The organism is Antarctobacter sp. (genome assembly GCF_965277915.1).
Classification (GTDB): domain Bacteria; phylum Pseudomonadota; class Alphaproteobacteria; order Rhodobacterales; family Rhodobacteraceae; genus Antarctobacter.
The window spans coordinates 2,644,915-2,667,705 of record NZ_OZ255849.1 but is presented as its reverse complement, the minus strand read 5'-3'; the positions used below and the strand labels follow the sequence as shown (position 1 = coordinate 2,667,705).

The window sequence follows — 22,791 nt, the reverse complement described above, 5'->3', positions numbered from 1 at the left end:
GCGCGGGCGGGGAAATCCGGACTGGGTGGCCGGGAAACTCTTGCTAGACTGCAGGGCGAATCCCGCGCCCGGAGTGTATTTTTCGATGTCCATTGCCCGCCTGATTGCCGCCGCCTCGATCCTTGCCCTTGGCAGTGCCGTTCAGGCGCAGGACCTGATGCTGTTCCCGCCCGAGACCTTCGGGCAGGTGGTCGCGCCACGAAAGGAATCCTTGCTGGACGCACAGCTTGAGGCGCAGGTGGGGGCCTACAACAACGAGTTCGTGTCCAGCTATGGCGACAGCTCGATCTTTGTCCGAACGGGCCGCGCCGTGGGAATGTTGCAGATCCTGACCAATGTCGGTCACGCGCCCTGCACCGCCTTCCTTGTCGAGGGCAACAAGCTGGTGACCAACCACCATTGCGTGCCGGGTATCCTGAAACATCCCAGGATGGTCGAGAAGGGCGCGACCAGTATCGCGGCGGTGCAGTTCCACGCGGGCTTTCTGCGTGACGGGATCGAGGACGGGGTCAAGAGCTTTCACGTCAACCCGGTGCCGCTGGAGACCAGCGAAGCGCTGGACTACACGGTGCTGCAGGTGCTGGGCGATGCCAACGCCGAGTTCGGCGCGCTGGACCTCTCGGCGGCGGTGCCCAATGACCGCGATCCCTTTTGGGTGATCGGCCACCCGATGGGCGAGGCGCAGAGGATCAGCCGTGAGAAATGCCAGGCGGACAGCCCGGCGGTTGCTGGGAACAGGCTGCGCCATACCTGCGATACGCTGCCGGGAAACTCGGGGTCTCCGGTGATCGACGCAGGGTCACAGAAGGTGATCGGGCTGCATCACGCCGGGAGCCGGGCGGGGGATGTGAATTTCGCCGTACCGATGGCCGATATCCTGGCGCAGTCGGAGGTGTTGCAGGCGGTGGCCAAGGCGCCGGAGGTGCCGGAAGCCAAGGATGGTGCCGACAGGGACGCGGAACGCGCGCTGGCGGCAGCACTCGCGGAACTGGAGAAGTTGCGCGCGGAAAAGGCGGAACAAGACGTGGCCGTGCAGGCCAAGCCCGTCGAGGCCGCCGAACCGGTTCCGGAGCCGGAGGACAGGCGCGAGATCCTGCGCCAGTCGCAACTGCACCTGAACACGCTGGGGTGTGATGCGGGTACGCCGGACGGGATCATGGGGCCGCGCACGCGCGAGGCATTCCGCCGTTTTGTGGCTGCGACGGATGCGGCGCTCGAGGCTGGTGATCTTGGAACGGCGCAGGCGCTGGAGGCCATCAAGGCGCGGTCGGGCAGAATCTGCAGGCAGGTGGCCGCAGCGGTCCCGGAACCGGGGGCCGGCGCACCGAGGGAACCGGCCCAGGCCACGCCGCCCGCGCCGGTCTATTCGATGGTCGGAACCTGGAGCTGGTCCGCGACATGCCCGCTTGGTACGGCCACGGGCCGCACCGTTTACCGGTCGGCGGGGGCCACTGCCTTTACCGGTACGATCAGCGGTACATCGGGCACCGGAACCACGCGGGGTGCACTGAACGGGCGCAGCTATTCGGCCACGGAGACCTTTGGCTGGGTCACCAGTAGCGCCAACGGCACCCTGTCCAAGGATGGCCGGGCTCTGACCATGAGCGTATCGAACGGCTGCAGGGTCACGGCGCGCAAGAACTGACGTGGCGCGATGGCCTGCGACTAGACCGGCACCAGCTTGCCGTCGGTCAGTTCCAGCGCGCAGGGCGCGATCCGTTCGCGGAAGGCGGGGTCATGGCTGACCAGTAGGATCGGCAGGGGCAGGGCGTCGATGATCTCTGTCAGTCGGGCCTGGTTTTCCGGGTCCAGCGCGTTGGTGGGCTCGTCCAGCAGCAGAACCTCGGGCGACATGGCGAGGACCGTGGCAAGCGTCACCAGGCGTTTCTCGCCGCCCGACAGTTTATGCGTGACGCGGTCGCGCAGGTGCAGCAGGTCGAGCACCATGAGGGTCTGTTCGACCACGGCCAGCGCCTCGTCGCGGGTCTTGCCCAGGTTCAGGGGGCCAAAGGCCACGTCCTCGGCCACGGTGGGGCAGAAGAGCTGGTCGTCGGGGTCCTGGAAGACAAGGCCGATGCGGCGGCGGACCTCGTGGAAATCCCGTTCGCGGCTGCGGGCCCGGTCGAAGATGGTCACGGTGCCCGAGCTGGGCCGTTGCAGGCCGAGGATCATCCGCAGAAGTGTCGACTTGCCCGCGCCGTTGGGGCCGGTCAGCGACAGCCGTTCGCCGGGGCCAAGGCGCATCGAGGCGCCCGCCAGCACCGGGGGCTGGCCGGGATAGGCAAAGTGCAGATCGTCCAGTTCGATCATCGCAGCGTCAGTTCCAGTGTCAGCAGCAGGGCAAGGGCGCCGGTTAGAACCAGCGCAAAGAGCGCATCGGCCCGGGTACAGCGGAACTCTTGCAAAAGCACGATCCGGCCCGAGAATCCACGGCATTTCATCGCGCCCAGCAGGCGTTCGGAACGTTCGATGGCGCGCACCATCATCATGCCGACGAGATAGCCGAAGCTGCGGTAGCTGTGCCAATTGGTGCCGGGGCGAAAGCCGCGCACCTTCATCGCGGCGCGCAGGCGCAGGTATTCCTGGCGCAGCACCTCGACGTAGCGGATGGTGAACATCAGCAGGTGCACCAGGGTTTCCGGGGCCTTCAGGCGATAGAGCGCGTGGCCCAGCGTCACCGGCTCCATCGTGCCGACAAGGGTGATGAGGGCAAGCACCACGGCGTTGGCGGTCAGGCCGATCTGGATTGCGCGGGCGAGGCCCTGCCAGGAGGCGGGATAGCCCCAGAGGGTAAAGATCGGGTCGCCGGGCACGGTGAAGGGCAGGAGCGCCAGCATGAAGAGGATGAAGCCGTCGACCATCGCGACTCGTTTCAGCGTCTTGCCGGGCGGCAGGCGCGAGAGGGTCAGCAGGGTCAGGGACAGCGCCAGGGCGGCGGAAAGCGCGATCAGGCTGTCGAGGGCGACCACGAAGATGCCGTAGGCGACGGCGGAGAGGATGCGCACGCGCGGGTCGAGCGCCGCGATCGGGCCGGGGCCGCGCCGGGCGCCGTCGCCGGGCAGGGCGGCGCTGGTGTTCGACAGGATATGCGTCACGCCCCGGCCTTGGTTTTCAGCTGACGGCGGGCGGCGATGTAGAAGCCCAGCCCGAACAGCCCGAGGATATAGCCCATGCCGCCGAGGATGGTCTGCAGGTCGTTCTTTTCGCGGTAGGCGGCGATCTCGCGGCGCAGGGGGCGCATCTCGTCGCGGACGATGCGGGCGATCTCGGCCCGGTCGGCATCCGACAGCGCGACGCCGGGCGCGGCCGGGGCGGTGGCGGCGGCGGGCGCCGCGGGTTCGGGCGCGGCGACGCCGAGGATGCGGGCGACCTCTTCGGCGGGCATGGTGACATTGGCCAGGTGCCCGGCGCCAAGATCGGCGCGGAAGGTGTGGGCGACCGGCTCTGTCGGCTCGAAGGTGAAGAACCCGTCGGCGTCGGTCACGGTTTCGCCCAGCAGCGCGCCGCCGGGACCGTAGACCTCGACCGGCTGGTCGGTGGCCATGTCGCCGTTGGAAAACCCGATCTCGCCCTCGATGGCGCTGCCCGAGGGAAAGACGGCGGCGATGACCTTGTGCGCCAGCGCAGGGGCGGGCAGGGCCAGCAGGGTCAGGAGAAGGGCGAGCCGGATCATGCCTGGACGTCCTTCATCGACAGGAAGAGATCGGGTTTGACCTTGCGCGCGAGGAGAACGGCAAAGCCGGTCAGGAGGCCCTCGATGACCATGATCGGCAGGTGGGCGACAAAGACCAGATGCGCCACGGCAAGGAATTCGTCGCCCGAGAACATCAGCGACAGGGCGACGAAGAGCGTCGTCAGGGCGGTGGCGCAGGCGCCGCCGATGCCGCCCCAGATTGCCGCGGCAACCGGGCCGCCGCGCAGGATCAGCGGGCGGAAGAGCAGGCCGACGATCACCGCCGCAAGCGCGATGTTGACGGTGTTCACGCCCAGGACGGTCAGCCCGCCAAAGCCGAAAAACACCGCCTGCAGCAGGAGGCCGACGAAAAGGGCGGGGAAGGCGGCCCAGCCGAGGATCAACCCGGCCAGACCGTTGAGGATGAGATGCACCGACGACGGACCCACGGGCACATGGATCAGCGAGGTCACGAAGAAACTGGCCGAGAGCACGCCAGCCGCCGGGATACGGTCCAGCGGCAGGGCGCGCAGGCCCAGGGCGATGCCCCCCGCCGCCGCAACGGCGCCGCCGATGACGACCGGGTTCGAGAGGGCTCCGTCGACGATGTGCATGGGGTTACTCCAGTTCCCAGGCGCGAATCCACAGGACCGCGTCCTGGCTCAGTTCCTTGCCTTCATGTTCGGTCACCGGACCGGTCCCGAGGGCGGCAAAGCCCCAGTAGCCTGCCTTGGGAATGCCGAAGGTGAAATAGCCGTTGGCATCCGAGATCGCCACGACGGCCCCGCCGGGCGGCGGGCTGGCGACGGGGGCGGTGGCGGCGGATCCGTCCATGTCCGGTTCGGCGGCCATGTACTCGATCTCGATCTCCGCGCCGGCGACGGGTTCGCCATCGGCCAGCACCTGCCCGGTGAAGGTGGACCCGGCGATCACGTTGTAGGGCTTGATCAGCGGCAGGATCTCGGTCGGCAGGCCCACCGGCTCCATCCAGTCGGTCGGCAGCGTGTTGCGGTTCAGCACGGACTTGGTGAACTGCTGGATGTAGGTGTCCTCGGATTCCTCGAAATAGGGCTGGGGCACCGTCACCAGCACATAGTCGCCCGAGCGTTTCACCGGAACCGAGCCCCGGAAGGCGGCGGCGGAATTGCTGGCGCCGGTAAAGGTGATCGGCTGCAGCGTGTCCATCAGGTCGGTCTTTTCGCCGCGATGGATGACATAGAACTCCTGCGGGCGGTCGAGGTCCATGACATGACCGTTTTCGAAGGGGTGCCAGAACACCAGCTTGACCGGCACGTCGCCGGGGCGGTCGATCAGGGCGTCGGTTGTGTATTCCAGCAGGAAATGCGCGGGCGCCGCGGTGGGCAGCGCCATCATGGCCGCAAAAAGGGCCTGTTTGCCACGGGTAAAAAAGGTCACTGTCATCGTCCTTGTCCAGTCTGCGCCATCCCCGGCGCAATGCGGTGTGCAGACGTGGGACAAGGCGGCCGGAGTCCGGACAGGACACAGGCCAGACGCTCACCCCGACGTCCGGTGGAACCGTGGCCATGCGGGCCACGGGTGTCCGGCAGGTCTCCTGACTCGCGGGTCGGTGCCTGGGCCTGCCTTCCCGGATTGCTCCAGTGGCGTCTTGGCCCGGCTCTCCGCTTACAGTTGCGGGGGCAGTTGCCGGATTGGCGCGGATGCGCCGCACGGCATTCCCTCTTTCCCCCGGAAAGTCGCCTTTCCGGGACCGGTCACGTCACCGTGTGTGACAGGTTCGCCAATGCGGGGCAATGGTCAAAGTGACGGGCCGGGGGCCTCTTTCGGTTTGACGGTTGACGGGGCGCGGCGGGCGGCGGATAGCTGTGGACGACCGCTATCGCTAACGGAGGGCAAGGCATGAAACGCTCGCGCATCAACGCCATCATGACGGAGGCGGACGAGATGATCCGTCGCCACGGGTTCACCCTGCCACCCTTTGCGCAATGGTCGCCAGAGGCCTTTGTCGCGCAGGCGGGCGCGGCGCGGCATGTCATCGACGCACGCTGCGGCTGGGACATCACCGACTATGGCGCCGGGCGTTATGACGAGATGGGGCTGTTCCTGTTCACCCTGCGCAACGGGCTGCTGTCGGACCTGACCTCGGGGCGGGGGATGTGCTACGCGGAAAAGCTGCTGATCTCGAAACAGGATCAGCTGTCGCCGATGCACACCCATGTCATCAAGGCCGAGGACATCATCAACCGCGGCGGCGCGACGCTGGTGGTGGAATTGTACGGGTCTGACGACAAGGGCAATTTTGCCGAGGATCGCGGCGGCACCGTGATGTGCGACGGGATCGTGCATGACTACACCCCGGGCGAAAAGCTGCAACTGGCGCCGGGCGAAAGCGTGACCCTGCGGCCGGGCGACTGGCACGCCTTCTGGGGCGAGGGCGGCGACGTGCTGATCGGCGAGGTCAGCACCGTGAACGACGACGAGACCGACAACATCTTTCGCGAGCCGATCGGGCGGTTTTCCGACATCGAGGAGGACGAGCCGCCGCTGCACCTGCTGGTCAGCGACTACAAGGCCTGGCTGGAGGCCTGAGGCCGGGACTTGCCAAGCCGGGACGCGGGCGCCACTGTCCGCCTGACAGCGGATGAGGGCAGGACATGCTGAGACGTACACTTGGACAGGGTCGACCGGAGGTCTCGGCGCTGGGCATCGGGGCGATGTCCTTTGCGGGCTTTTACGGTGCCGTGAGCGAGGAAGAGAGCCACGCGGTCCTGGACGCGGCGCTGGACGCCGGTGTCGATCACATCGACACCTCGAACGTCTACGGCATGGGCACGTCCGAAGAGATCATCGGGCGTTTCCTGAAACGCTATGCGGGCAAGGGCGGCAGCCCCTTCCGCATCGCGACCAAGGCCGGGATCACTCGCGACCCGGAGACGGGCGCGCGCTGTTTCGACAATTCCGCCGCCCACCTTGAGGCGGAACTGGACAAGAGCCTGGGGCGGCTGGGGCTGGAGCAGGTCGATCTGTTCTATGTCCATCGCCGCGATCCCCGGATCGAGATCGAGGAGGTCACGGCGACGCTGGCCGGGCTGATCCGCAAGGGCAAGATCGCCTCGTTCGGCTTTTCCGAGATCGCCCCCACCAGCCTGCGCCGTGCCGCCGCCGTGCATCCGGTGGCCGCCGTGCAATCGGAGTATTCGTTGCAGACGCGCCTGCCGGAGATGGGCCTGTTGCAGGCCTGCGAGGAACTGGGCACCGCGCTGGTCGCCTTTTCTCCGGTGGGGCGGGGGCTGCTTTCGGATACGCCGCCGACACCGGAACGGGTGGCGGCGGCGGGGTTTCTCAAGGTCAATCCGCGTTTCACCGGTGGCAACCTTGAACGCAACATCGCCGCCAGCCAGCCCCTGCGCGACCTTGCCGCCGAGGCGGGCTATGCCACGGCGACGCTGGCGATCGCCTGGGTCCTGTCGCAGGGCCGGACCGTGCATGCGATCCCCGGCACCCGCAGCCCGGGGCACCTGCACGAACTGGTGCGCGGGGCCTCGATGATGCTGGGCGATGACCTCAAGGCCGAGATAGAGCGCTGCCTGCCGCTGGGCTGGGCGCATGGCTCGCGTTATTCGCCAGAGCAGTGGGTCGGCCCGGAATCCTATGGCTGACCCGGCATTCCCAAACACAAGGACAGTTGACATGGACTATGTTTTTCCGCCCGCAGCGCAGGCCAGTGCCGCCGTCGAGGGCAGCGCGGCGCGCTTTCCGGTGCGTCGCATCTTTTGCGTCGGACGCAACTATGCCGCCCATGTGCGCGAGATGGGCAAGGACCCGGACCGCGATCCGCCGTTCTTTTTCACCAAGCACGCGGGCGCTTTGGTCGAGAACGGCGCCACCGTGCCCTATCCGCCCGAGACAGAGGACCTGCACCACGAGGCGGAACTGGTGGTGGCCATCGGAACCGGCGGGCGCGACATCGCCGAGGCGGACGCGCTGTCCCATGTCTGGGGCTATGCCGTGGGCAATGACCTGACCCGGCGCGACCTTCAGGCGGTGGCCAAGAAACAGGGGCGGCCCTGGGACTGGGCCAAGGATTTCGATGCCTCCGCCGTCGTCGGCCCGGTGCATCCGGTGGCCTCTGTCGGCCATCCGGACAAGGGATTCATCCGGCTGAAGGTCAATGGCGAGACGCGCCAGGACGGCGACCTGGCCGAGATGATCTGGACCGTGCCCGAGGTGATCTCGATCCTGTCGCAGTCGATGAAACTGGAACCCGGCGACCTGATCATGACGGGCACGCCTGCGGGCGTAGGCGCGTTGGTGCCAGGGGATACCTGCGGGATCGAGATCGAGGGGCTGGGCCGGGTCGAGTTCGCGATCGGCCCGCGCGGCTGAGGCGGCGCAATGCCTGACCGGTCAGCCTGCGCGGTGCGTCCCATGCCTGTCTGGCGGGGGACAGACCCGGTCGTAGGCCCAGTTGAAGGCGAAGGCGTAGACCAGGTAGAACCCGGCAAAGGCCAGGTCCATCACCAGCGCCTGCCAGAGCGATATGCCGAGGTACCAGGCCATGAAGGGCAAGAGCAGCGCCAGCAGCCCGGTCTCGAACAGCAGCGCGTTCAGAAGGCGCAGGCGCAGCGTCTTTGCCGTGGTGCCGCGCCGGTGGTGCAGGATCCGGTCGAAGCCGGCGTTGTAGAGCATGTTCCACAGCGTCGCGACCGCGGACCCGACAAGGCCAACGGTGCCGATGTCATGGGCCGGCATGTGAAAGGCAATCGTGCCAAGGGGGACGATCAGGCCAAGAGCAATGAGTTCAAAGCACAGCGCGTGGCGCAGGCGATCAAGCGGGGGGCGCATGGCAACCCCCGGGACGCGTCCGGGCCGTCCCGGGGGTGTTCCAATGCTGGAGGTCGTCCTCTGACGCCTAGATGGGCCTGCCCGCCGTGGCGTTCAAGGTTGAGGTCGAAAGAATTGCCGGCCCCCGGCGGCCGCTGCGGACCGCCGGGTGTCGCTGTCAGGAGGCCTGGCTGTAGCGCGCGCCGTCGGGCGTGTAGCCGTCGAACAGCCGCGCCACCATCCGCGTCAGGGCGCGGCCCTCGGGGTGGATGGCCAGGGTGCCGTTGCCAAGCGTCACCAGTTCGCCGAAGCGTTCGGCGGCCAGGGTCATGTCCTCCCGCAGGTTGTCGGCATCGGGGCCGAACTCTGCCCGCAGCGCGTCCAGGTCCAGCCGGAAATCGCACATGATCATCTCGATCGCGCGGGCGCGCAGCAGGTCGTCGCCGGTCATGACATGGCCGCGCGTGCCCGCCAGGTCACCGGCATCGATCCGCTGGACATAGGCGGGCGTCGCCGGGGCGTTCTGGACATAGCCCGTGGGCAGGCGCGAGATCGACGAGGCGCCAAGGCCGATCAGCGTGGCGCAGCGGTCATCGACATAGCCCTGGAAGTTGCGGCGCAGGTGCCCGGTGCGCGCGGCCAGGGCCAGCCCGTCGTCGGGACGCGCGAAATGGTCGATGCCGATGCTGTCGAACCCCGCCTCGGCAAAGCGGCGCGCCGCCAGTTCCGCCAACTGAAAGCGTTCCACCTCATGCGGCAGCACGGCCTCGTCGATCAGTTTCTGCCGCTTGGACATCCAGGGGACATGGGCATAGCCGAAAAGCGCGATGCGATCCGGTGCCAGTTCCAGAACCCTGGCCACGGTGTCGTTCAGCCGCGCCGCGTCCTGGTGGGGCAGGCCATAGACCAGGTCGGCGTTGAGCGAACGGATGCCCGCCGCGCGCAGATCCTCGACACAGGCACGGGTCACGTCGAAGGGTTGCAGCCGCCCGATGGCCTCTTGCACGACCGGGTCGAAATCCTGGATGCCGATGCTGGCGCGGTTCATGCCCTCGGCGGCCAGCGCGGCGATCTTGTCGCGGTCCACCATCGTCGGGTCGATCTCGACCGAGAACTCGCAGTCCGGCGTGGGCGGGATCACCGCCTTGACCGCCTGCGCCAGCCGGTGGATCAGCGCGGGCGGCAGGATCGTCGGCGTGCCGCCGCCCCAGTGCATCCGGCCCATGCGCAGCCCCTTGGGCAGGATGTCCTTCAGCAGGGCCAGTTCCTGTTCCAACGTGCCGATGTAGTTTTCGACCGGGGCCAGTGTCTGGGTGCCCTGTGTGCGGCAGGCGCAGAACCAGCACAGCCGCTCGCAAAAGGGGATGTGGATGTAGACCGAGACCGGCACATCCGGGTCCAGCGCGGCCAGCGCCCGTGCCTGTTCGGGGGCGCCCACCTGCGGGGCAAAGACCGGGGCGGTGGGATAGGACGTGTAGCGGGGCACCCGGGCGTCGAAGAGGCCGAGGGATCTGAGGCGGTCGATCTGTTTCATGCCTTCCCCATGCGCCTTTTGCGGCGCGCGCACCTTGCGCGAGATCAAGGTTCAGGCAGGAAAGGGAGAAGCGCCGATAAAGAGGTCATGCAGGTGCAGGCTGCCTTGCCAGAGCGCCAGCCCGACCAGTGCGCGCAGACCCATTCGCGGGCCATTGGCGCGCATCCAGTCCGGGCGGAGCAGCGGCGCGGGCGAGAGTATGGCGGTGGCCTCGAAAAAGGCCCGGGCCTCGGGGCCAAGGCCGCTTCGTGCCCGGGCATCGAAGGCCGGGATCGCGGCCAGGGCCATGACCAGGAAGGCACCGAACAAAATCACCTGCGCGAGGTCGCCATTGGGCAGCAGGTGCGCCCCGGACCAGAGCGCAAGCGCAAGGAACAGCGGGTGACGCGACACCGCGGCAAACCCGGGGGTCCGGGGATCGAAACCGGCGCCGCGTTTTCCGCCAAGGGTATAGGGTTGGCGCAGTCCTGCGCCGCAGGCCGCCAGGACAAACGCCAGCGGCAGGGCCAGGTTCGGCGCCCAGCGTGTCCAAGGCGCTTGCGGCCAGAGTTCGACATGGGGCGCCCGGATCGCCGCCGAGATCACCCAGGCCAGCAGGACAAGCGACAGGAGCCCGTACCCGGAGAGATAAGCCCTGCGTCCGATCGCGTGCATCAGCCGTTCACGCAAGCCGCCGGCGCGCGGCAGCAGGTGGCTACCGATGAACAGGACCAGTGCCAGCCCGTATTCCGTCCAGTCAGTCATGTGGGCTCTGCCTTGCTGCCGCGACACTTGCCCCGGGTTAGGACCTGAAACCGTGGATGACCAGCCCCCGGTCCGGATCTGCGGTTCGGATCCGATCCGGGGTGGGGCAGCGATCCAAGGCAATCTTCATGCCGGATGTGCCTGTCCTGCAAACAGGGATTGAGTTGAGCCTTGTTCAGATGCCTTTGGGGAGCGGTGGTGTCCTGTTCGAGAGGAAGTGCCAGCCGGCAGCAATCCAGAATCGTGACCCCCGGCAAACCCGGGGACGCCCCCGGATATCCAAACCGCTAGGACGAAAACGCCGCACCGCGATAGGGGCCTTACCTTGGGCCGCATCCCAGCCGCCTGAGAACTGGGAGACGCGCAGGACCAGGGGGACAGAGATGCGCGTGAAGCCGATCAAGCAGCGGGCGTATTGCGCCTGCGTCAATCCTCGGGTCCGGCGTCATGCGCCCCTGTTCAGCGCCCGGGCGTAGCTGCGCAGGCGGCAGCACGTGCGGACATCCAATGTCGTGATGTCATTGGATTTCGTCAAGCGGGTGATATTGCGGTCCGGTTGGTCTGTCCAATGTCCGACCTGAGGTTGTTGTGATGCTCAGGAGTCGCAATGCCCCTACGACGCGAAGGATCGCATGGCCAACCAATCGAGGAACACCCGCAGCCTCGGGGACAGCTGGCGATCCCGGGGGTAAAGCGCGACGACCGGCGAGGGCGCGGATGCGTAGTCCGCGAGCACCTCGACCAACCGGCCCGTCGCAATATCGGCAGCCAGGTGATAGCGCGGCACCTGGATCAACCCGAGACCGCGCCGGGCAGCTTCCACCATGGTCTCTGCCCCCGTGGTCGTGAGCGCGGCTGGCAATGGCCGGGTGACCTCGCGGCCATCCTGGATGAAGCTGAGATCCAAGGGCGCGCCGGTCTTGGACGACAGGAAGGCCACCACCCGGTGGCCCTCCAGATCGTCAGGCGTCCGCGGTATGCCGTGCCGCTCGAGGTAGCCCGGCGCGGCGGCCACGGCTTCGGGCAGGTCTCCGAGGCGACGCATGATCAGATCGCTCTGTGCAGGTTGGCCCACCCGGACCACGCAATCGACCCCTTCGCGGATCAGATCGACCAGACGGTCCCCCTCGGACATCACCAGATCGAGGGCCGGATAGGCGGCGAGAAACGCGGGCAGTTCCGGCAGCAGGAAGTGTCGCGCCAGGGTGCCGTGGACGTCGACCCGCAAGCGGCCCTGTGCCGCGCCGCCGGCAAAGGCGGCCTCGGCGTCTTCCACCTCTGCAACGATCTTCAGGCACCGTTGATGCCAGGCCGCGCCGTCCAGCGTCGGGGCCACCGTTCGCGTCGTCCGGTCGAGGAGGCGTACGCCAAGGCGGGCCTCCATGCGCTTGATCACCTCCGAGACCGTGGAGCGCGGCAGGCCGAGGCTTTCGGCGGTGCGGCGGAAACTGCGGGTCTCGGCGACGCGGATGAAGACGCGCATCTCGTCGAATTTGTCCATTGTTCGCCATTTACGAATTCTGATGTCGATAAAGGGGCAATTATCCAGACGGGACAACACCCCATCTGTGTCTCACGGACTTGCGAACAGGGAATGCGACATGACCGATCACTCTCCAAAGACAGCCCTTGTCACCGGCGCCTCGCGCGGAATCGGTGCCGCCATCGCCGAACGCCTCGCGGCAGATGGCTTTGCCGTGGTGGTGAACTATGCCGGAAACGAAGAGGCCGCGTCCGACGTGGTGGCGCGGATCGAAGCCAAGGGCGGGCGGGCCGTTGCCGCCCGGGCCGACGTGGCCGATCCCACGCAGGTGGCGCAACTCTTCGACCGGGCCGAGGCGGCCTTTGGCGTCCCGGACGTGCTGGTGGCCTCGGCCGGGATCATGCAACTGGCTACGCTTGCAGAGAGTTCGGATGATCTCTTTGACCGCACCATCGCCACCAACCTCAAGGGCACGTTCAATACTCTGCGCGAGGCGGCCCGGCGGATGCAGGATGGCGGACGGATCATGACCCTGTCGAGCTCTGTCGTCGGCGCGAAGCTGCCATCCTATGGTGTCTATGCCGCCACCAAAGCCGCGGTGGAAGTGATGGGCGACATCCTGTCGAAGGAACTGCGCGGGCGGAACATCACCGTCAATTCCGTTGCTCCCGGACCGACGGCGACCGCTCTCTTTCTCGATGGCAAGACCGATGCGCAGATCGAAGCGCTGTCCAAGGCCAACCCACTGCAGCGTCTGGGCCAGCCGGAGGACATCGCGAATACCGTGTCCTTCCTCGCCGGTCCTGATGGAGGCTGGATCAACGGCCAGACCCTGCGTGCCAATGGTGGCATGGTGTGAAAGAGGCGCTCATGCCCGAAATCTCCCCGGTCAACGGCGCATCACGCGGGTTCGGCGCCAAGACCGCGCGCTTGCCGCAAACGGTCAGACCATCTGCGCCCCTATGCCCGAGCCCCAAGAGCGAATTGGCCCAAAGGGCCCGGAAATACCGGTCCATGCCGCTCAGTCCACGGCGACACGCGCTCTTTCAGGCCTGCTTTCAGGTGTGTCGATGCGTGCGAGAACTAGATCGATCATGTCCTGAGCGTATTCGATCTGTTGAGCAAGAATGTCCGCCTGGGCGGGCAGGCTGGCCCTGGCTTCGACGGTCAGCGCCTCCTCGAAGCGGGTGCCCGTAGAGGCCACACGGTGCGATACCCGGTGCAGAATGTCATGCGCCTTCAGGCGGCCGAGACGCTCGGACAACTGCATCATCACGGCTTCGGCATGAATGAGGCCCTGGGTCATGTCGAGGTTTCTCGCCATGCGTGGGGCATTGACCTCCAACCCGGACACCAGCTCGTTCGTCAGTGTCACGGCGCCCGCCAGCTGTTGCACCGCCCGGCAGAGGGCCGTGCGTTCGCGGTAGCCGTGGCCGATGCCGCGCTCATGCTCTTGCAGCATTCCCTCGAGCACGACGGTCGGAACATGGCGCGTGTCCCGCGCGGCTTCGAGGATCGCCTCGCAGATCACCGGGTTGCGCTTTTGCGGCATGGTCGAGGAACTGCCGCGGCCCTCGGCGGCGGGTTCCAGCAGCTCGCCGACCTCGGTCGACATCAGGTGCGCTATGTCACTGGCCATCTTTGCCAGCGCCGCAACCAGCGCCGCGACAGCCGAGGCAAGGGCAACCATGCGGTCGCGGCTGACGTGCCATGAAATGTCCGGCTCCCGTAGGGACAGCGCGGCGGCCAGATCCCGGCGCACGGCCATCCCGTGCCCCTGCAATGCGGCAAGGCTGCCGACAGCGCCGCCGAATTGCAGCACCTCGGCGCGGGACAGGGCCTCGGACAGGCCGTCGCGGGCGCGCAGGATCTGGTCAAGCCATACGGCAACCTTGTAGCCGAAGGACACCGGGACCCCATGCTGCAGCTTGGAGCGTCCCGCGATGGGCGTGCGGCGATGCGCAGCGCAGAGATCGGCCAGCAGGTGCGCGGTCCGATCCAGATCATTCAAGACCCCCGACAGCGCCTGACGCAGCTGAAGCACCATGCCCGTGTCCATCACGTCCTGCGTGGTGGCCCCGTAGTGAACCCATTGACCGTGGGGCCCTGCCGCATCGGCAATCATCGCGACCAGCGGCGCGATCGGGTACCCCACCGCCAGCGATCCGGTCCGGAGCTTGGCAAGGTCAAGCTTGCCCTGATCGCAGGCCGCCCGGATCGGGGCGACCGCCTGGCCGGGGATGACACCGAGGCGGCCCTGGACCTCTGCGAGGGCCGCCTCGAACTGCAGGTAGGCATCGACCGTCCCGGCCTCGCCAAAGATCTTGGCGCAGCGCTGGTAGCCTTCGCTGCCACAAAGAAGACCCGGATCGGTCGATGCAAGCGTCATTGTCGTCAGCCCTCGGCGCCCGGTGCGATCGCGTCCGGGATCTCGACGCCGATTTCCGTGTAGTAGCGCGCGGCGCCCGGATGCAGCGGTATGAAGGTGTTCTTCAGGATGTTCTCAGCCAGCGTCTGCTTGGCCGCCGCGTGGGTCGAAATCATCCGGGCGTTGTTCTCCAGCACTGCGCGGGTGATCTGATAGGCAATGTCGTCGGACATCGAGGCATCTGCCACGACGAAATTCCACATGGCGACAGTTTGCAGGTCGCTTGCTGGTGTCTTGTACGTACCCTCCGGGATGCTGAAGCTAACCGCGTAGGGGTTCTCATCCAACAGACGCGCCTGTGTGGCCGCGGACATGCCGAAGATCATCACGTCCTGCGTGTTTTCGAGTTCGGAAAGCGCCGGATGCGGGATCCCGCCAGCAGTCACGATCGCATCGAGACGGCCATCGGCAAGCTGGCTCGCCTGATCCCCAATGCCGCCGTATTGCAACGACACGTCCAGATCCATGTTGTCCAGCCAACGGGTCCAATAGGTGCCGCCGGTGCCGGCGCGGGGACCGGCGCCGACCCGCTTGTCCGCCAGATCATCGATCGAGTCGATGCCGCTATCGGCCAGGGCAATCATCTGAAAGGGCGTCGGATACATGGCGAACAGCGCGCGCAACCCGTCGTAGTCCTGTCCCGGTGCCAGTTCCAGCGCACCGTTCATGGCCTCGAAAGCCGGGCCCGAGGTGGTCATCGCCAGTTCGGTCTGTCCGGCCTGCAGGAGCACAAGGTTCTGCGCAGGGCCCTGGGTCTGGCGGGTCGAGGTCGGGATGCCGACCACGTCGCTGAGGATCTGGGCCACACCTTCTCCATAGACGGCGTAGACGCCACCCGGGGACGCGGTCGAGATTGTCATGGAAGCCGGGGCGTCCTGTGCGGAAGCCGGCAATACCCCGGCGGCGAAGAATGCCGCGCTGGCGATCAGTCTGGTTGCGATGGTCATGAGTTTTCTCCTCTTGCAAACTCGGTGAAGTGAAGGGGTCAGGCGGTTTGATGGGATTTGCGGTGCGAGCGGCGTGCCCAAAGCAACAGGCCCACCGTGATGCCGAGGCCCGCAATGTCTGTCGGCAGACTGGACCACAGCAGCAGCAGCGCCGCGATCCCGGCCATTACACGCATCGGCGGACCCAGGGGGCCGAACAGCTGGCCTTCGCCGGCGACGGCGATCAGCCAGATCGCCACCAGCGCCGTGGCAAAGACATGGGCGGTCTCGATCCAGCTGCCCAGCATCAGGATCTCGGGGCTGGTGTAGAACATGAAGGGCAGGACAAAGGCCGCGATGCCGAAGCGCATGGCCCGGATCGAGGTCGGCCACGGCTTGCCCCCGGCGATTGCCGCACCGGCAAACGCCGCAATCGCGACCGGCGGTGTGATCGCCGAGATGACAGCGCAGTAGAACACGAACAGATGCGCGGCCAGCGCCGAAATCCCCATTTGCTGCAGGGCAGGGGCCACGACGGCCGCGGCAATGGCATAGGCGGCGGTGGTCGGCATACCCATGCCGAGGATGATCGAGATCATCATCGCCAGCACGAATGCCAGGGCCTGGCTCTCGCCCGCTGCCGCCAGCAGTACCGAGGAAAAGCGCCCCCCGAGCCCGGTCAGCCCCAACACCCCGACAACGATGCCCGCGCAGGCCATCACGCTGATCAGCTGCAACGACTTGCGCGCGCTGTCAGAAAGCCCCTCGTAGGTGGTGGTGCCGAGCGTGCGCAGAACGCGGGGCAGGGCGGGGGCCTGTCCGCGCAAGACGGCCAGCCCCAGCATCATCACGGCGCTGGTCACGAAGGCGATGGCCCCGGCGTAGTTCACCTGCAAACCGCTCATCGGCAGCGCCACGAAGAGCACCAGCGGCAGGGCCAGCACACGGGACTGGAAGCCGATCTCGCGGCACATCAGCACCAGCAGGGTCGAGGCCAGCCCCCATGTGCCCGCCGCGATGATCGAATAGCCGGACAGCAGCAGGTAGAGCAGCACGACCAGCGGAAGCAGGAAGAACACATCTGCCATCAGGTCACGCGGCTTCGGCAGTTCCCTGCGCGGCACCCCGGTTAGGCCCAGACGCACCGCCTGCAGGTCGACCGTCATGTAGATTGCGATGTAGAACAGCAGGCAGGGCAGGATGGCGGCGGTGACGATCTCGGAATAGGGGATGCCGGTGATCTCGGCCATGATGAAGGCCCCGGCCCCCATGACCGGTGGCGCAAGCTGGCCGCCCGAGGAGGAGGCCGCCTCGATCCCGCCAGCGCTTTCGCGCGGGTAGCCGACGCGGCGCATCATCGGAATCGTGAAAGTGCCGGATGCCACGACATTGGCCACCGCAGAGCCGGACACCGTCCCGAACAGCAGGCCCGAAAAGACGGACACCTTGCCGGGACCGCCGCGGGTTGCGCCGAACAGCGTCATGGCAAGCCGCATGAAATAGTCGCCCGCGCCAGAGGCCTGCAGAAAGACGGCAAAGGAGACGAAGAGGATGATGTAGCGCGATGAAGCCGCCACCGTCATGCCAAAGACCGCGTCCTGGCTGTAGACGAAGGAAAAGAAGTTGTCGGTCTGAAAGCCCGAGTGCCGCAGGATGCCCGGCATCCAGGGCCCGACGAAGACATAGGCCACGAAGATCAGCGCGATCACCGGCAGGACCAGCCCCGCCACGCGGCGGGCGAACTCCAGCACCACGATGGTCCCTGCGATGCCGCACAGCATGTCGGCGGTGGTGGTGATGACCCCGGTGCGCATGATCAGCTGGTCGACATTGATAGCAATATAGGCCGAGCATCCCAGCGCGGCCGAGATCAGGATCCCGTCGGGCACCGCGACCAAGCGGCCGCGTTCACGGCGCCAGGCCTTCAACCCGACAAAGGCGATCACCGCGCCGAGGTTGACGTGCAGCACGCGATAGACCCATTCGTCGATGGACCAGAAGTTCAGAACCGCCAGGTGGAACAGCGCGTAAAGAGCCGATACCGCGGTCAGCAGCAAGGCGATCCTGCGCGGCAGTTGCCGGTCCAGTCCCTCGGCATCGAGCTCTTCTGCTGCGGTTGGTTGGCTCGACGGAACCGCGCGGTCATCGGTCATGGTATTTTCCTCCCTTACCAACTTGTTCGGACAAGTTGACATGTTCGGATAGGTTGGGTAGAGTCGCGAGACGTGTCAAGCGCCTAATTTCAATGGTTGCGCAACCTGTTGAAAGGAAATGTAAAAATGAAAAAGCGTTACCCTGAAGTGGCGGCGAGACTGATGGCAGACCTGCGAGCGGGCGCCTTCCGCGTCGGTGAGGCCCTGCCGAGCGAGGCCGCCTTGTGCGCGCGCTTCGGTGCCAGCCGGTCGACCATTCGCAGCGCGCTGACCGAGTTGGCGCGGCTGGGCATGATCGACCGCAAGCAGGGCGCGGCGACGCGGGTCATCAGCAGCGAGCCGCCGCCGACCTACGTGCACTCCATGACCGCCACCGGGGATCTGCTGCAATTCGCGGGCGCCTCGAGGCGTGAGGTGCTGAGCGTGAGCCGGGTCGTCGCGGACGATGCTTTGGCGCAGAGACTGGGGGACCGGCCCGGACGGCGCTGGTGCCTCATCCGCCAGACTCGGCATGTCGACGGGCTGGAGGCTCCGGTGGGCTGCACGGATGTCTTTCTGAACGAGACATATGCAGATATCGCCGATGAGGTGCAGGACTATTCCGGCCTTGTCTACACGCTGCTCGAGGAACGGCACGGGGTGATCATCCGGGAGATCCGCCAGTCGATCAAGGCACGGCCGGTGCCCGAGTCCTTGGCCGACCTCCTACAGGTGGCGCCGGGCAGCCATGCCCTGGAATTGCGGCGCCAGTATCTCGACGGCGGGGCGGAGAACCAGATCGCCACGGTCAGCATCCTGCCCGCGGATCGCTACTCTTACGAGATCACGCTGCGCCGCGAAAGGATGTAGCAGGATTGCCGGCAGACGGATCTTGATGCGTTCATGCTGTTGGGGGCCATCGCGCTGGCCGCTGGCAGGACCTCCTTCGATGCATCGCGCCACGGTCGATTCGAACGGGCGGCGCAGCGGTTTGCTCTCAAAAAGGTGGCCGTGTCGGCCCGTCGAAAGGGCGCAAAGTGAACGTCGCCCCGGAATTCGGACACTGATGCAGCTATGATTTGCGGTCTGCCGATCTCCGACGAGAAACGGAGTCCGCGAACGTCCGGTCGAGAGCGCCTTTGCCCTTCAGATTGCGCTCGGTCTTCTTCATCCAATGTTCTGCCGCCTGGCGGCTCGGGAACGTGTCGCCGAGGGTGAGGATGATCTAGCCGCGCTATTTCTTCGGGATCACCGCAGTGAAGCTCTTTGCGCCGTCTTTCTTCTGGCGCGCCATGATGGTACCCATCCGGGTCTTCTTTCGGGAAATCGTTGCCGATGGTCGGCAGATCGAACCGGGAGGCGCGCGGCGGGTGGACCTTTGTCCAGGGGGCGATACCTCGCCGGCGCTCCCGGCGGAGAGCGGTGTAACAAATCGGGTGTCGGTGCAACATTTGTTGCACCACCCCCGCAAACGGGGCCAAAAGGCCCACAAATCCAAGACGACGGGTCAGGTGACCATGAGTGCAGAGCCAGATAGACAAGGGGTTTCGGACGTCCACAGGGCCGCGCGGCTAAGCGTGGCACCCATGATGGATTGGACCGACAGGCATTGCCGCTATTTTCACCGGCTGATCTCCGGCCGCGCGCTGTTGTATACAGAGATGGTGACAGCGCCCGCGCTGGTGCGCGGCGGGGCGCTGCACTTGCTGGACTTCGATGCCTCGGAACATCCCGTGGCGCTGCAGCTTGGCGGTTCGGACCCGCAGGAACTGGCGCAGGCGGCGAAACTGGGCCAGGCGGCGGGCTATGACGAGATCAACCTGAATTGCGGTTGCCCCTCCGACAGGGTGCAATCGGGCACTTTCGGCGCGGTCCTGATGAAACATCCGCAGACGGTGGTCGACTGTGTCAGCGCCATGCAGGATGCGGTGGATGTCGAGGTGACGGTGAAATGCCGCATCGGCGTGGACGACCAGGATCCCGAAGAGGTGCTGCCCGAATTCCTGGCCCGGCTGGGCGCCGCGGGCTGTTCGCGCATCATCATCCACGCGCGCAAGGCCTGGCTGCAGGGGCTCAGCCCCAAGGAGAACCGCGACATTCCCCCGCTGGACTACGACCTGGTGCAGCGGATGCGGGGCCTGTTCCCGCACCTACACCTTTCGGTCAACGGCGGCATCACCGATCTCGACCAGGTCTCGGCCTTCCTTGAACAGGGGCTCGATGGGGTCATGGTGGGCCGCGCCGCCTATCACCAGCCCTGGGACATCCTGGGCACGGCGGACGCGCGGATCTGGGGGCAGGGGGACGACCAGAGCGCCGAGGACGTGGCCCGCGCCATGCTGCCCTACATCGAGGCGCACCTGGCGGCGGGCGGCAAGCTGCACCAGGTCACGCGGCACATGCTGGGCCTCTTTTCGGGCCGTCCGGGCGCGCGGCGCTGGCGGCAAGTTCTCTCGACCGGGGCGACGCGCGAGGGCGCGGGACCGGAGCTTGTCGAAGAGGCGCTTACACATATCGGACCAGCAAAGGTGGCCTGAACAAGATGGATCTTTCGGTACTTCTGCCCCTCGTGGGTATTCTCGTGGTGGCGGCGGGCTTTGCCGGTATCCTTGCGGGGCTTTTCGGCGTGGGCGGCGGGATCATCCTGGTCCCCGCCTATTTCTACGTCTTCTCGGCAACGGGGTTCGACGGGCCGCAGTTGATGCAGATCTGTCTGGCGACCTCGCTGGCCTCGATCATCGTGACCTCGACCCGTTCGGTCATGGCGCATAACAAGCGCGGCGCGGTAGACTGGGAGATCCTGAGGACTTGGGCACCGGGGATCGCTTTGGGTGCGGTGCTGGGGGTCTTGATCGCCGCCGGGTTGCGGTCAGATGCGCTGGCGGTGATCTTTGCGGTGCTGGCGACGATCGTGGGCATCTACCTGGCCTTCGGGGGCAAGGACTGGCGCATAGCGCCACAGATGCCAGGGACGGTGACACGGGCCATCCTGTCGCCGGTGCTGGGCTTCCTGTCGGTGCTGATGGGGATTGGCGGGGGCAGTTTCGGCGTGCCGCTGATGACGCTCTACAGCGTGCCGATGCACCGTGCGGTGGCAACGGCGGCGGGCTTTGGCCTGCTGATCGCGGTGCCCTCGGTGCTGGGGTTCCTCCTCGTGCAGGTCGACGGCGCGCCGCCCTGGACGCTGGGCGCGGTCAACGGGCCGGCTTTCCTGATCACCATCTGCATGACAGTCCTGACGGCCCCGCTGGGGGCAAAGCTGGCCCATGCGCTGGACGCGATGGTGCTCCGGCGGATCTTCGCGGTCTTCATCCTGATCGTCGCGGCCAACATGATGCGCGAGGCGCTGTGGGGCTGAGCGTGCTCGAAACGCGCGGCTGGACCCGTTTCGCCGCCGACCCCGCAACGCGGGCCTGGGCGGCAGCGGCGCATGAGGCGGGCCGCGCCGTGCTGGCCGACCCGGCACAGCGCGCGACCTGGCTGCAATGCGAGGGCACCTGGTTCGTGGGCGTCGATGCCCTGCCGACGGCGCCGGATGGCAGTATCGGAGGTGTTCCCCTGGCCGGGGCCGCGCCCGAGGCTCTGGCACCGCTGCCCGACTTGCACCCGGCACAGCTCTCGATCACTTTTCCGGGCTACCCGCGCCCCCGCGCGGGGGAAAGCGTGGCCGGGTTTCGGTATCGTCTGAAACGCGACGCGGCCCATGTGGACGGGGTGCTGGCCGAAGGCGCGGCGCGCCGCCGCCGTATCCGCGAACCCCACGCCTGGATTCTGGGCCTGCCGCTGACCGAGGCGGATGCCGGCGCCAGCCCTCTGGTCGCCTGGGAGGGCAGCCACCTGGTCATGCGGGACGCCCTGCGCGGCGCCCTGGCGGGCCACCCGCCCGAGACCTGGGGCGAGGTGGATGTGACCGATGCCTACCAGGCCGCGCGGCGCCGCTGTTTCGAAACCTGCCGCCGGGTCGAACTGCCCGCCGCGCCGGGCGAGGCGCTCCTGCTGCATCGGCTGACCCTGCACGGAATTGCCCCCTGGGCCGAGGGCGCCCAGGCGCCACCGGAAGGCCGCATGTTGGCCTATTTCCGCCCCCAGATCATGGGCGGTGCGGAGGCCTGGCTCTCCGGGTGAGTTCCGCGCCAGGCCCCGGGCTTCTTCTCTGCAAAAATACTCCGGGGGGATCGACCGAAGGGAGATGGGGGCAGCGCCCCCTCCCATGCCCGATTCAGGCCGCTGACGAAGCGGCTGGCCAATTGCGCTGGCGCTCAGTCCCGGGACTTGACCCGCGCCGCACGCCCGCCGCGCCGCTTGCGGAGGCGTCCGGCACGATCGGGCAGGTCCTCGAGAACCTCGCGGCGCTCGTCCTGGCTCATGCTGGACCACATCGAGATTTCGCGCGTGGTGCGCAGGCAGCCGGTGCAAAGCCTTTCCTGCGGATGGATCACGCAGACCTTGATGCAGGGGCTTTGGACCTCGTTGCGGGACCAGATATCGTCTTTCATGCCCACGTGCTCCGGCCTAGTCGTCGGGTGCGTCCGCCGCACCCGACTGTGGGTTCAGGTACCGCATCCGGTCCAGTGCTCCTTGCAGGATATAGGCGGCGGCGACGTGGTCGATGACCTCGGAGCGACGTTTTCGTGTCGTATCCGCCTCCAGCAGGGCCTTTTCCGCCGCCACGGTCGACAGGCGTTCGTCCCAGAAGGTGATCGGACCTTCCCAGAGGCTGGCGAAGTTGCGGGCGAAGGCACGGGTCGATTGGCAACGTGGTCCCTCGCTGCCATCCATGTTGCGCGGCAGGCCCAGCACCACGCCGCCGATGTTGCGGGCCCGCAGGATCTTGACCAGTGCCGCCGCGTCGACGCCGAATTTCTTGCGCTTGATGGTTTCCAGAGGGGTCGCGACCGAGCGGAAACTGTCGCTGACGGCCACACCGATGGTCCGTGTCCCCAGGTCCAGCCCGGCCAGGGCCACCATTGGCGGCAGGTCGGCGGTGAAACTGTCGATGGTGTCGTGGATCATCGGTGCGGCACTCCGTGGATGTCGGCAACCCGGATGAGCGCCGTGCGGCGCGCAG

Annotated in this window: 23 protein-coding genes and 1 riboswitch; of the genes, 9 read left to right on the top strand and 14 right to left on the bottom strand. The window is 66.8% G+C overall.

Annotated features, from left to right (window positions below):
• Window positions 1-85: 85 nt before the first annotated feature.
• Window positions 86-1,645, top strand: a complete 1,560-nt coding sequence (locus ACQY5B_RS13795; protein WP_420324833.1) for a trypsin-like peptidase domain-containing protein — start codon at window positions 86-88, stop codon at window positions 1,643-1,645.
• Window positions 1,646-1,665: 20 nt separating this feature from the next.
• Here ACQY5B_RS13795 and ACQY5B_RS13790 read toward each other — a convergent pair whose 3' ends face one another.
• From ACQY5B_RS13790 to ACQY5B_RS13770, 5 genes are read right to left on the bottom strand one after another with little or no spacing between them, the layout of a single operon-like run.
• Window positions 1,666-2,310 carry an energy-coupling factor ABC transporter ATP-binding protein gene (locus ACQY5B_RS13790; protein WP_305970623.1) on the bottom strand — a complete coding sequence of 215 codons (645 nt, stop codon included), beginning with the start codon at window positions 2,308-2,310 and terminating at the stop codon, window positions 1,666-1,668.
• Window positions 2,307-3,095, bottom strand: a complete 789-nt coding sequence (cbiQ, locus tag ACQY5B_RS13785; RefSeq protein WP_420324834.1) for a cobalt ECF transporter T component CbiQ — start codon at window positions 3,093-3,095, stop codon at window positions 2,307-2,309. The genes ACQY5B_RS13790 and cbiQ overlap by 4 nt, the downstream gene beginning before the upstream one ends.
• On the bottom strand, window positions 3,092-3,673 hold the full coding sequence (locus tag ACQY5B_RS13780) for a NikL family nickel/cobalt ECF transporter subunit (RefSeq protein WP_420324835.1): 582 nt from the start codon (window positions 3,671-3,673) through the stop codon (window positions 3,092-3,094). Before ACQY5B_RS13780 ends, cbiQ begins: the two co-directional genes overlap by 4 nt.
• Window positions 3,670-4,287, bottom strand: coding sequence for a cobalt transporter CbiM (gene cbiM, locus ACQY5B_RS13775; protein ID WP_420324836.1), 618 nt, complete (start codon window positions 4,285-4,287; stop codon window positions 3,670-3,672). The genes ACQY5B_RS13780 and cbiM overlap by 4 nt, the downstream gene beginning before the upstream one ends.
• A 4-nt stretch (window positions 4,288-4,291) precedes the next feature.
• Complete coding sequence (locus tag ACQY5B_RS13770) at window positions 4,292-5,095, bottom strand: DUF4198 domain-containing protein (RefSeq protein ID WP_420324837.1); 804 nt, start codon at window positions 5,093-5,095, stop codon at window positions 4,292-4,294.
• Between the two features lie 124 nt (window positions 5,096-5,219).
• Window positions 5,220-5,422: riboswitch (cobalamin riboswitch) on the bottom strand.
• Window positions 5,423-5,551: 129 nt separating this feature from the next.
• On the opposite strand from ACQY5B_RS13770, the gene ACQY5B_RS13765 reads away from it, so the two are divergent.
• The 3 genes from ACQY5B_RS13765 (at window position 5,552) to ACQY5B_RS13755 (ending at window position 8,038) form a co-directional block, all read left to right on the top strand.
• Window positions 5,552-6,241 carry a D-lyxose/D-mannose family sugar isomerase gene (locus tag ACQY5B_RS13765; protein WP_420324838.1) on the top strand — a complete coding sequence of 230 codons (690 nt, stop codon included), beginning with the start codon at window positions 5,552-5,554 and terminating at the stop codon, window positions 6,239-6,241.
• A 65-nt stretch (window positions 6,242-6,306) separates the two neighbouring features.
• Window positions 6,307-7,311: an aldo/keto reductase gene (locus tag ACQY5B_RS13760; RefSeq protein ID WP_420324839.1), complete on the top strand. Its 1,005-nt coding sequence runs from the start codon at window positions 6,307-6,309 to the stop codon at window positions 7,309-7,311.
• Between the two features lie 31 nt (window positions 7,312-7,342).
• Window positions 7,343-8,038: a fumarylacetoacetate hydrolase family protein gene (locus ACQY5B_RS13755; protein WP_420324840.1), complete on the top strand. Its 696-nt coding sequence runs from the start codon at window positions 7,343-7,345 to the stop codon at window positions 8,036-8,038.
• Between the two features lie 21 nt (window positions 8,039-8,059).
• Here ACQY5B_RS13755 and ACQY5B_RS13750 read toward each other — a convergent pair whose 3' ends face one another.
• From ACQY5B_RS13750 to ACQY5B_RS13735, 4 genes are all read right to left on the bottom strand, one after another.
• Window positions 8,060-8,497, bottom strand: a complete 438-nt coding sequence (locus ACQY5B_RS13750) for a PACE efflux transporter (protein WP_420324841.1) — start codon at window positions 8,495-8,497, stop codon at window positions 8,060-8,062.
• A gap of 157 nt (window positions 8,498-8,654) precedes the next feature.
• Entirely contained in the window at window positions 8,655-10,010 is a 1,356-nt protein-coding gene (gene hemN / locus ACQY5B_RS13745) for an oxygen-independent coproporphyrinogen III oxidase (RefSeq protein ID WP_420324842.1), read from the bottom strand.
• Between the two features lie 51 nt (window positions 10,011-10,061).
• Window positions 10,062-10,754, bottom strand: a complete 693-nt coding sequence (locus ACQY5B_RS13740) for an NnrU family protein (protein ID WP_420324843.1) — start codon at window positions 10,752-10,754, stop codon at window positions 10,062-10,064.
• 613 nt (window positions 10,755-11,367) lie between these two features.
• Window positions 11,368-12,255, bottom strand: a complete 888-nt coding sequence (locus tag ACQY5B_RS13735) for a LysR family transcriptional regulator (protein WP_420324844.1) — start codon at window positions 12,253-12,255, stop codon at window positions 11,368-11,370.
• 100 nt (window positions 12,256-12,355) lie between these two features.
• Between ACQY5B_RS13735 and ACQY5B_RS13730 the strand changes: the two genes are divergently transcribed.
• A complete protein-coding gene (locus ACQY5B_RS13730) occupies window positions 12,356-13,096 on the top strand; it encodes an SDR family oxidoreductase (protein ID WP_420324845.1) in 741 nt (246 codons plus the stop codon).
• 162 nt (window positions 13,097-13,258) lie between these two features.
• On the opposite strand, the gene ACQY5B_RS13725 is transcribed toward ACQY5B_RS13730, so the two are convergent.
• The 3 genes from ACQY5B_RS13725 to ACQY5B_RS13715 are packed head-to-tail and all read right to left on the bottom strand — an operon-like array spanning window position 13,259 to window position 17,744.
• Window positions 13,259-14,626 carry a class-II fumarase/aspartase family protein gene (locus ACQY5B_RS13725; protein WP_420324846.1) on the bottom strand — a complete coding sequence of 456 codons (1,368 nt, stop codon included), beginning with the start codon at window positions 14,624-14,626 and terminating at the stop codon, window positions 13,259-13,261.
• A 5-nt stretch (window positions 14,627-14,631) separates the two neighbouring features.
• Window positions 14,632-15,612, bottom strand: coding sequence for a TAXI family TRAP transporter solute-binding subunit (locus ACQY5B_RS13720; protein WP_305970609.1), 981 nt, complete (start codon window positions 15,610-15,612; stop codon window positions 14,632-14,634).
• A 38-nt stretch (window positions 15,613-15,650) separates the two neighbouring features.
• The gene (locus tag ACQY5B_RS13715; RefSeq protein WP_420324847.1) at window positions 15,651-17,744 is read right to left on the bottom strand and encodes a TRAP transporter permease; all 2,094 of its coding nucleotides are present in this window, start codon (window positions 17,742-17,744) and stop codon (window positions 15,651-15,653) included.
• A 162-nt stretch (window positions 17,745-17,906) separates the two neighbouring features.
• Here ACQY5B_RS13715 and ACQY5B_RS13710 point away from each other — a divergent pair, with 162 nt between their 5' ends.
• The 4 genes from ACQY5B_RS13710 to ACQY5B_RS13695 all read left to right on the top strand — a co-directional run bounded on the left by ACQY5B_RS13710 (window position 17,907) and on the right by ACQY5B_RS13695 (window position 21,848).
• Window positions 17,907-18,593, top strand: a complete 687-nt coding sequence (locus ACQY5B_RS13710; RefSeq protein ID WP_420324848.1) for a GntR family transcriptional regulator — start codon at window positions 17,907-17,909, stop codon at window positions 18,591-18,593.
• A gap of 716 nt (window positions 18,594-19,309) precedes the next feature.
• A complete protein-coding gene (dusA, locus tag ACQY5B_RS13705; protein ID WP_420324849.1) occupies window positions 19,310-20,260 on the top strand; it encodes a tRNA dihydrouridine(20/20a) synthase DusA in 951 nt (316 codons plus the stop codon).
• 5 nt (window positions 20,261-20,265) lie between these two features.
• Window positions 20,266-21,081, top strand: a complete 816-nt coding sequence (locus ACQY5B_RS13700; RefSeq protein ID WP_420324850.1) for a sulfite exporter TauE/SafE family protein — start codon at window positions 20,266-20,268, stop codon at window positions 21,079-21,081.
• A gap of 2 nt (window positions 21,082-21,083) precedes the next feature.
• Window positions 21,084-21,848, top strand: a complete 765-nt coding sequence (locus ACQY5B_RS13695) for a phytanoyl-CoA dioxygenase family protein (RefSeq protein WP_420324851.1) — start codon at window positions 21,084-21,086, stop codon at window positions 21,846-21,848.
• Between the two features lie 134 nt (window positions 21,849-21,982).
• Here the strand turns inward: ACQY5B_RS13695 and ACQY5B_RS13690 are convergent, their stop codons facing one another.
• Window positions 21,983-22,219, bottom strand: coding sequence for a DUF1289 domain-containing protein (locus ACQY5B_RS13690; protein WP_420324852.1), 237 nt, complete (start codon window positions 22,217-22,219; stop codon window positions 21,983-21,985).
• A gap of 16 nt (window positions 22,220-22,235) precedes the next feature.
• Window positions 22,236-22,736 (bottom strand): Holliday junction resolvase RuvX, encoded by a 501-nt coding sequence (gene ruvX / locus ACQY5B_RS13685; protein WP_420324853.1) that lies wholly within the window; start codon window positions 22,734-22,736, stop codon window positions 22,236-22,238.
• Window positions 22,737-22,791: the final 55 nt, after the last annotated feature.

What these genes read in the sequence shown, in the direction of transcription:
- ACQY5B_RS13700 (WP_420324850.1), top strand. Translation starts at nt 20,266, where the DNA reads ATGGATCTTTCGGTACTTCTGCCCCTCGTGGGTATTCTCGTGGTGGCG.
- ruvX (WP_420324853.1), bottom strand. Translation starts at nt 22,736, where the DNA reads ATGATCCACGACACCATCGACAGTTTCACCGCCGACCTGCCGCCAATG.
- ACQY5B_RS13715 (WP_420324847.1), bottom strand. Translation starts at nt 17,744, where the DNA reads ATGACCGATGACCGCGCGGTTCCGTCGAGCCAACCAACCGCAGCAGAA.
- ACQY5B_RS13755 (WP_420324840.1), top strand. Translation starts at nt 7,343, where the DNA reads ATGGACTATGTTTTTCCGCCCGCAGCGCAGGCCAGTGCCGCCGTCGAG.
- ACQY5B_RS13790 (WP_305970623.1), bottom strand. Translation starts at nt 2,310, where the DNA reads ATGATCGAACTGGACGATCTGCACTTTGCCTATCCCGGCCAGCCCCCG.
- ACQY5B_RS13770 (WP_420324837.1), bottom strand. Translation starts at nt 5,095, where the DNA reads ATGACAGTGACCTTTTTTACCCGTGGCAAACAGGCCCTTTTTGCGGCC.
- ACQY5B_RS13780 (WP_420324835.1), bottom strand. Translation starts at nt 3,673, where the DNA reads ATGATCCGGCTCGCCCTTCTCCTGACCCTGCTGGCCCTGCCCGCCCCT.
- ACQY5B_RS13710 (WP_420324848.1), top strand. Translation starts at nt 17,907, where the DNA reads ATGGCAGACCTGCGAGCGGGCGCCTTCCGCGTCGGTGAGGCCCTGCCG.
- cbiM (WP_420324836.1), bottom strand. Translation starts at nt 4,287, where the DNA reads ATGCACATCGTCGACGGAGCCCTCTCGAACCCGGTCGTCATCGGCGGC.
- ACQY5B_RS13765 (WP_420324838.1), top strand. Translation starts at nt 5,552, where the DNA reads ATGAAACGCTCGCGCATCAACGCCATCATGACGGAGGCGGACGAGATG.
- ACQY5B_RS13760 (WP_420324839.1), top strand. Translation starts at nt 6,307, where the DNA reads ATGCTGAGACGTACACTTGGACAGGGTCGACCGGAGGTCTCGGCGCTG.
- ACQY5B_RS13795 (WP_420324833.1), top strand. Translation starts at nt 86, where the DNA reads ATGTCCATTGCCCGCCTGATTGCCGCCGCCTCGATCCTTGCCCTTGGC.
- ACQY5B_RS13725 (WP_420324846.1), bottom strand. Translation starts at nt 14,626, where the DNA reads ATGACGCTTGCATCGACCGATCCGGGTCTTCTTTGTGGCAGCGAAGGC.
- hemN (WP_420324842.1), bottom strand. Translation starts at nt 10,010, where the DNA reads ATGAAACAGATCGACCGCCTCAGATCCCTCGGCCTCTTCGACGCCCGG.
- ACQY5B_RS13690 (WP_420324852.1), bottom strand. Translation starts at nt 22,219, where the DNA reads ATGAAAGACGATATCTGGTCCCGCAACGAGGTCCAAAGCCCCTGCATC.
- dusA (WP_420324849.1), top strand. Translation starts at nt 19,310, where the DNA reads ATGATGGATTGGACCGACAGGCATTGCCGCTATTTTCACCGGCTGATC.
- ACQY5B_RS13740 (WP_420324843.1), bottom strand. Translation starts at nt 10,754, where the DNA reads ATGACTGACTGGACGGAATACGGGCTGGCACTGGTCCTGTTCATCGGT.
- ACQY5B_RS13735 (WP_420324844.1), bottom strand. Translation starts at nt 12,255, where the DNA reads ATGGACAAATTCGACGAGATGCGCGTCTTCATCCGCGTCGCCGAGACC.
- ACQY5B_RS13730 (WP_420324845.1), top strand. Translation starts at nt 12,356, where the DNA reads ATGACCGATCACTCTCCAAAGACAGCCCTTGTCACCGGCGCCTCGCGC.
- ACQY5B_RS13750 (WP_420324841.1), bottom strand. Translation starts at nt 8,497, where the DNA reads ATGCGCCCCCCGCTTGATCGCCTGCGCCACGCGCTGTGCTTTGAACTC.
- ACQY5B_RS13720 (WP_305970609.1), bottom strand. Translation starts at nt 15,612, where the DNA reads ATGACCATCGCAACCAGACTGATCGCCAGCGCGGCATTCTTCGCCGCC.